General features: G+C 71.7%; 4 protein-coding genes. 3 read left to right on the plus strand and 1 reads right to left on the minus strand.

The features are described 5' to 3' along the window. Positions 1-103 precede the first annotated feature (103 nt). The gene (locus ACFWY9_RS44365; protein WP_378341719.1) at positions 104-1612 is read right to left on the minus strand and encodes an AMP-binding protein; all 1509 of its coding nucleotides are present in this window, start codon (positions 1610-1612) and stop codon (positions 104-106) included. A gap of 309 nt (positions 1613-1921) precedes the next feature. On the opposite strand from ACFWY9_RS44365, the gene ACFWY9_RS44370 reads away from it, so the two are divergent. The 3 genes from ACFWY9_RS44370 to ACFWY9_RS44380 all read left to right on the plus strand — a co-directional run bounded on the left by ACFWY9_RS44370 (position 1922) and on the right by ACFWY9_RS44380 (position 4894). Beyond that, on the plus strand, positions 1922-2635 hold the full coding sequence (locus ACFWY9_RS44370; protein WP_378323649.1) for a sigma-70 family RNA polymerase sigma factor: 714 nt from the start codon (positions 1922-1924) through the stop codon (positions 2633-2635). Between the two features lie 111 nt (positions 2636-2746). After that, positions 2747-3841 (plus strand): DUF5667 domain-containing protein, encoded by a 1095-nt coding sequence (locus ACFWY9_RS44375; RefSeq protein ID WP_378341720.1) that lies wholly within the window; start codon positions 2747-2749, stop codon positions 3839-3841. A gap of 150 nt (positions 3842-3991) precedes the next feature. Then, the gene (locus tag ACFWY9_RS44380; protein WP_378341721.1) at positions 3992-4894 is read left to right on the plus strand and encodes an HAD family hydrolase; all 903 of its coding nucleotides are present in this window, start codon (positions 3992-3994) and stop codon (positions 4892-4894) included. Positions 4895-5290 lie beyond the last annotated feature (396 nt).

Here is a 5290-nt window from a genome sequence, read left to right on the forward strand (position 1 = left end):
GAACATCTCGCTCCTGGTTCCCAACACCCGCCAGCCCCCCAAACGCCGGTTATTCCCCCGCATGCGGGCCTCCCTCCGCGTGTTCGTGGCCATCCCCCCCACGTCAGCGGAGCCGGAGACGCCGGAGCTTGCCGGTGGCCGAATGCGGCAGCGCGTCGGTGAACTCGACGGCGTGCGGCACCTTGTATCCCGCCAGCCGCTCCGCGCAGTGCTCGACGACCTGCTGCTCCGACAGCGAAGTGCCGTCCAGCGGCACCACGAACGCCTTGACCGCCTCGCCGCTGCGCTCGTCCACGACCCCGACGACGGCCGCCTCGGCGACCTCCGGAAGCTGCCCGATGACCTCCTCGACCTCGCGCGGGAAGACGTTGAAGCCGTTCACGATGATCAGGTCGTTGGCCCGGTCGACCAGGTGCAGATCGCCCTCGCTGTCGAGGTAGCCGACGTCGCCGGTGCGGTACCAGCCGTCCTCGGCCGGGCCGGCGGCCCCGTCCGGCCAGTACCCGGAGAACAGGTTCGCGCCACGGACCGAGACCAGCCCGGTGCCGCCGGCGTTGTCGAAGACGTCGTCGGGGTCGTCCGGGTCGAGCGGCGGTTCCTGGGCGTCGCCGTCACTGTCCACCAGCCGCAGCTCGATCCCGGGCAGCGGGCGGCCGACCGACCCCGGCTTCGGGTAGCCGGTGACCAACGTGGACGTCACCACCGGCGCGCATTCGGTGAGCCCGTAGCCCTCGTAGACGTCGAGGCCGGTGGCCTGTCTGATCGCGGTGAGCACCTTCGGGTGCAGCGGCGCGGCGCCCGAGTTCATCCGCCGGACCGTGGCCAGGCCGCGGCCCAGCGCCTCGGCACCGAGCGCGGCGAATTCGGCGTACATCACCGGCACCCCGGCGATCGAGGTGACGCGGTGTTCGGCACACAGTTCGAGCGTCCTGGTCGCCTCGAACCGCTCGGACAGCACCGCGGTCGCGCCGACGGCCGTCGCCTGCAGCAGGCCCGGCCCGAGCCCGTAGACGTGGAACAACGGGATCGTGATCAGCACGCGGTCGGTGTGTTCGAGCGAGCCCCGGACCTCACGCAGCTGCGCCAGGTTCGCGAGCAGCGCGCGGTGCGAGAGCATCACGCCGCGCGGCGGGCCCGTCGTGCCGGACGTGTAGGAGATGACGGCGATGTCCTCACCGCCGCGCACGACGTCGACCGGCTCGGCGGGAGCGCCGCCGGCGCGCGGCGGCAGCGCCACGACGTCCTCGGGCAGCTCGTCCCCGGAATCGCGCTGGATCACGACGAGCGCGCCGCAGTGGTCGAGCAGTTTGCGCAGCTCCGGTGCCGGGGCCTGCGGGGAGATCGGGACGACGATCGCGCCCGCGCGCAGCGCCGCGTAGAGCCCGATCACGAAGTCCGCGGACGTCGGCAGCCGCAGCGCGACCCGGTCGCCCGGGGTGATCCCGGCCTCGGCGAGTTTCCCCGCCAGAGTGGCCGCGGCTGCGTCCAGCTGTGCCCAGGTGAACACCTCGTCACTGTCGGTGTCACGGACCGCGACGCCGTCCGGCCAGCTCGCCGCGGCCTTTCCGAGCAGCGCGGTTACTCCCTCCGGCGCAACGTCCTCGACGGTCACGCGTACCCCACTTTCCTCGTCGGAAGCCGTTGCCAGTTTGTCATCTCCTCCCCCGTCACGGGGATCCCTGGCGTTCGTCGCATTTCCGCAACCTCGATACCCCTACCTACTTCGCGGTAACAACACGTATGCTGCACTGCGTCGCCGGGTGGTGTTGATCACGCCCGACGGTCGAGCAGAGGGAGTCGCCGTGACGAACTTGCCTGCCCACGGGGTCGTGGGGCACGCGGGACGGTGTACTCCTGTGCGCGGGGGCAGTGTCGTCAGCAGGGGTACCGGGGGCAGAGCAGACGCCGGAGGTGCCACTCGATGACCGTGCCGACCGCAGCCGCCGGCCACCGGCCCGTCGCGATGTTCACCGAGCGCGTCCTCGGCGCAGCCGTTCCCTTGAACCGGCGAGCCGGAGACACCACGGTGAGCACAGACGAGACCGAACGCGCCGAAGCCGCCAAGGCCGAGGCATGGGACCTGGTGCGCGCCGCGCAGAACGGCGACACCTCCGCGTTCGGACGGCTCTACGACCGGTACGTCGACGTCGTCTACCGATACGTGCTGTTCCGCCTGGGCGACCGCGATCTCGCCGAGGACGTCACGAGCGAGACGTTCCTGCGCGCGCTGCGCCGCATCACGTCGGTCAGCTACCAGGGCCGTGACGTCGGGGCCTGGTTCGTCACCATCGCCCGCAACCTGGTGCTCGACCACGTGAAGTCCAGCCGCTTCCGGCTCGAGGTCGTCACCGACGAGGTCAGCGAGCCGGGCACCACACACGCTCCCGGCGTGAGCAGCCCGGTGCCCGCCGGGCCCGAGCAGCAGGCGATCGCCCACGCCACCCGCGCCGAACTGCTGCGCTGCGTCGCGGAACTGGGCGACGACCAGCGGGAGTGCATCATCCTGCGGTTCCTGCAGGGGCTGTCGGTGGCCGAGACGGCGCAGATCATGAACCGCAACGAAGGGGCCATCAAGGCGCTCCAGCACCGCGCGGTACGACGTCTGGCACAACTTCTGCCCACCGGTTTGCGCTGAACTTCGCAACTTCGCACTCGTTGCCCGGAATCCGTAACTCTCGCGCGCGCTGAATCGTTTTTCCTGCCAGACCGGCAGTCAGGGGCCGGTGATGCGGGACGGAGCAAGACCGTGGGCGTGCCCGGGTGGCAGTCGCGGGAGCGAGCCGAGCATGAGCGGTTCGCCCGCGCGCTCGAACCTTCGCCGGAGCGGCGGAGCGGCGAGTTCGCCGACGAGCTGGCAGTCGTCGGCGCCTTGCGCGCGCTCGGCGACACCGGTTCGCCGGACCTCGAGACGCGGCAGCGGATCCACGCGGAGATCGCGGGACGGCTGGCCGCGACGGCCGACGCGCCCGGGCGCCGCCGGGTCCGCCTGGCCAATCTGGCGGCCGCCGCGGCTGCGGCGTTCCTCACCCTCGCGGGTCTCGGGCTGGTGCTGTCGAAGGACGCGCTGCCGGGCGACACGCTGTACGGCGTGAAGCGCGTCGGCGAGTCGGCGTCGCTCGGGCTGGCGTTCGGCGACCGGGCCAAGGCCGAGAAGCACCTCGAATTCGCCGGGCACCGGGTCACCGAAGTCGGCGAGCTGGCCCCGGCGACGCAGGCCGAGGTGTACCGGCGGACGCTCGGCGACTTCGTCACCGAGGTGCGGGCCGGGGTCTCGGGTATGACCACGGTCGCGATCGGCGACGCGGGGCGCCAGCCGCTGGCCGATCTGCGGATGTGGGCGCGGAACCAGTCGTCGCTGCTGGCCACCCAGGAGACCAGGGCCCCCGCGGACGCGCTGATCGCGTTCACCGAGGCGCGGGGCGTGCTCGACCGCGTGCAGCAGCGTTCGACGGATCTGGTCGCGCGGCTGGGCTGCTATCAGATCACCACCGGCTCGACGGACGAGCTGGGTGCGCTTCCGGCACGCGGCGAGTGCTCGACGCTCCCCGTGCCGCCGTCGGGGGGCGGTGTCGTGCCGTCGCCAGGGGAACCGGTCACACCACCGTCCACCGGGACGACCACGACGCCGCCGGCGCAGCTCGTGGTGTCGCCCGGCTCGGAGCCGACGTCGCCGACCCAGCCGTCATCCACGCCGACGCACGGGACGACTCCGCCGCCGGTGTACGCGCCGCCGATCCCGACGCCGACCCAGCCGCGACTGCCGACGCCGACGCCGCCCCCGCCGCCGCGGATTTCGCTGCCGCCGCTGCTGCCCGGCCTGCCGCCCATCATCGTCCCGTGACAGTCGCCCCGTGACTGTCGTCGGTGTCACTGTCGTCGGCGTGACTGCCGGTCCGTGACGGAGGCCATACCCCGGACGGGGAAGGTGAGCGCTCGCTACGCTGTGCTCAGGCATCCCGGACGTTCCGGGCCGCCGGGGCGGTAGCTGGACCTGGAGGCGGTGTGCGTGTCCGCTTGGCGTAGCAAGGACAAGACCCAGGAGCTCGAACGCCGCGCCGCGCTAGCGGGCGAGGCGTCGGCCGAGGCTGCCACGAAAGTCGCCGAACCGCCCGCGCCGCCCGCCCCGCCGGATCTCACCGCGGCCGCCTTCTTCGACGTGGACAACACGATGATGATGGGCGCGTCGATCTTCTACTTCGCCCGCGGGCTCGCCGCACGGAAGTTCTTCACGACCTCGGATCTGGCCGGTTTCGTGTGGGGCCAGGTGAAATTCCGCCTCGGCGGGCGGGAGAACAAGGAAGACATCAAGACCCACCGCGAACGCGCACTGTCCTTTGTGGCCGGTCGGACGGTCGAGGAGCTGACCGCGATCAGCGAGGAGATCTACGACGAGCTGATGGCGGACAAGATCTGGTCCGGCACGCGCGCGCTCGCGCAGATGCACCTCGACGCCGGACAGCGCGTGTGGCTGGTCACCGCGACGCCGATCGAGCTCGCCGCCATCATCGCCCGGCGGCTCGGGCTCACCGGCGCGCTCGGCACGGTCGCCGAAACCCGCGACGGTGTCTACACAGGACGGCTCGTCGGCGACATGCTGCACGGCCGCGCGAAGGCGCACGCGGTGCGCGCGCTGGCTTCGCGCGAGGGCCTGAACCTCAAGCGCTGCACGGCGTATTCGGATTCGCAGAACGACGTCCCGATGCTCTCGACGGTCGGCACGGCCGTCGCGATCAACCCCGACGGCGGCCTGCGCGACGTCGCCCGCGCCCGCGGCTGGGAGATCCGCGACTTCCGCACCGGCCGCAAGGCCGCGAAGATCGGCGTCCCGTCGGTGCTGGGTGCCGGTGCGGTGGCGGGCGCCGTCGCGGCCGGACTCGCCTACCGCAAACGCTGACCGCTCCCCGCACGGCCCGCGGAACCGGCGGACCTCACCAGCACACGCGGCACTCGGTGTCCGGAATGGGGCGCTTCCCCGCCCTGGGCCGGGGTTTCCCTCCCATAGGTATCCCCCCCACCCTCCCTGGGGGACGGCCCCACCAGCAGTCTATCGCCGGGGTGCGACAGAACCTCGAAAACGAGCTGAGCGGCTCGGAGTTGTCCACAATCGGCTGGGGCTGTGGACTACCGCGGAGAACGGGGCCGGTCGGGTCTGGAGCATGTCGCGAACGACGCGCTGCGGACGTTGAACGTCTCGAACGCGTCGTTCGGGACGTGCGCAGCCCTCGAACGTGCTGGAGGCGGATTCCGGCGCCGGTGCTGAAGGACGCCTTCGGTGCGCTCGATGCACTGC

It is taken from the genome of Amycolatopsis sp. NPDC059027, assembly GCF_042739735.1.
GTDB lineage: Bacteria > Actinomycetota > Actinomycetes > Mycobacteriales > Pseudonocardiaceae > Amycolatopsis.

Coding starts and splice junctions, on each gene's coding strand:
- ACFWY9_RS44370 (WP_378323649.1), top strand. CDS start 1,922: ATGACCGTGCCGACCGCAGCCGCCGGCCACCGGCCCGTCGCGATGTTC.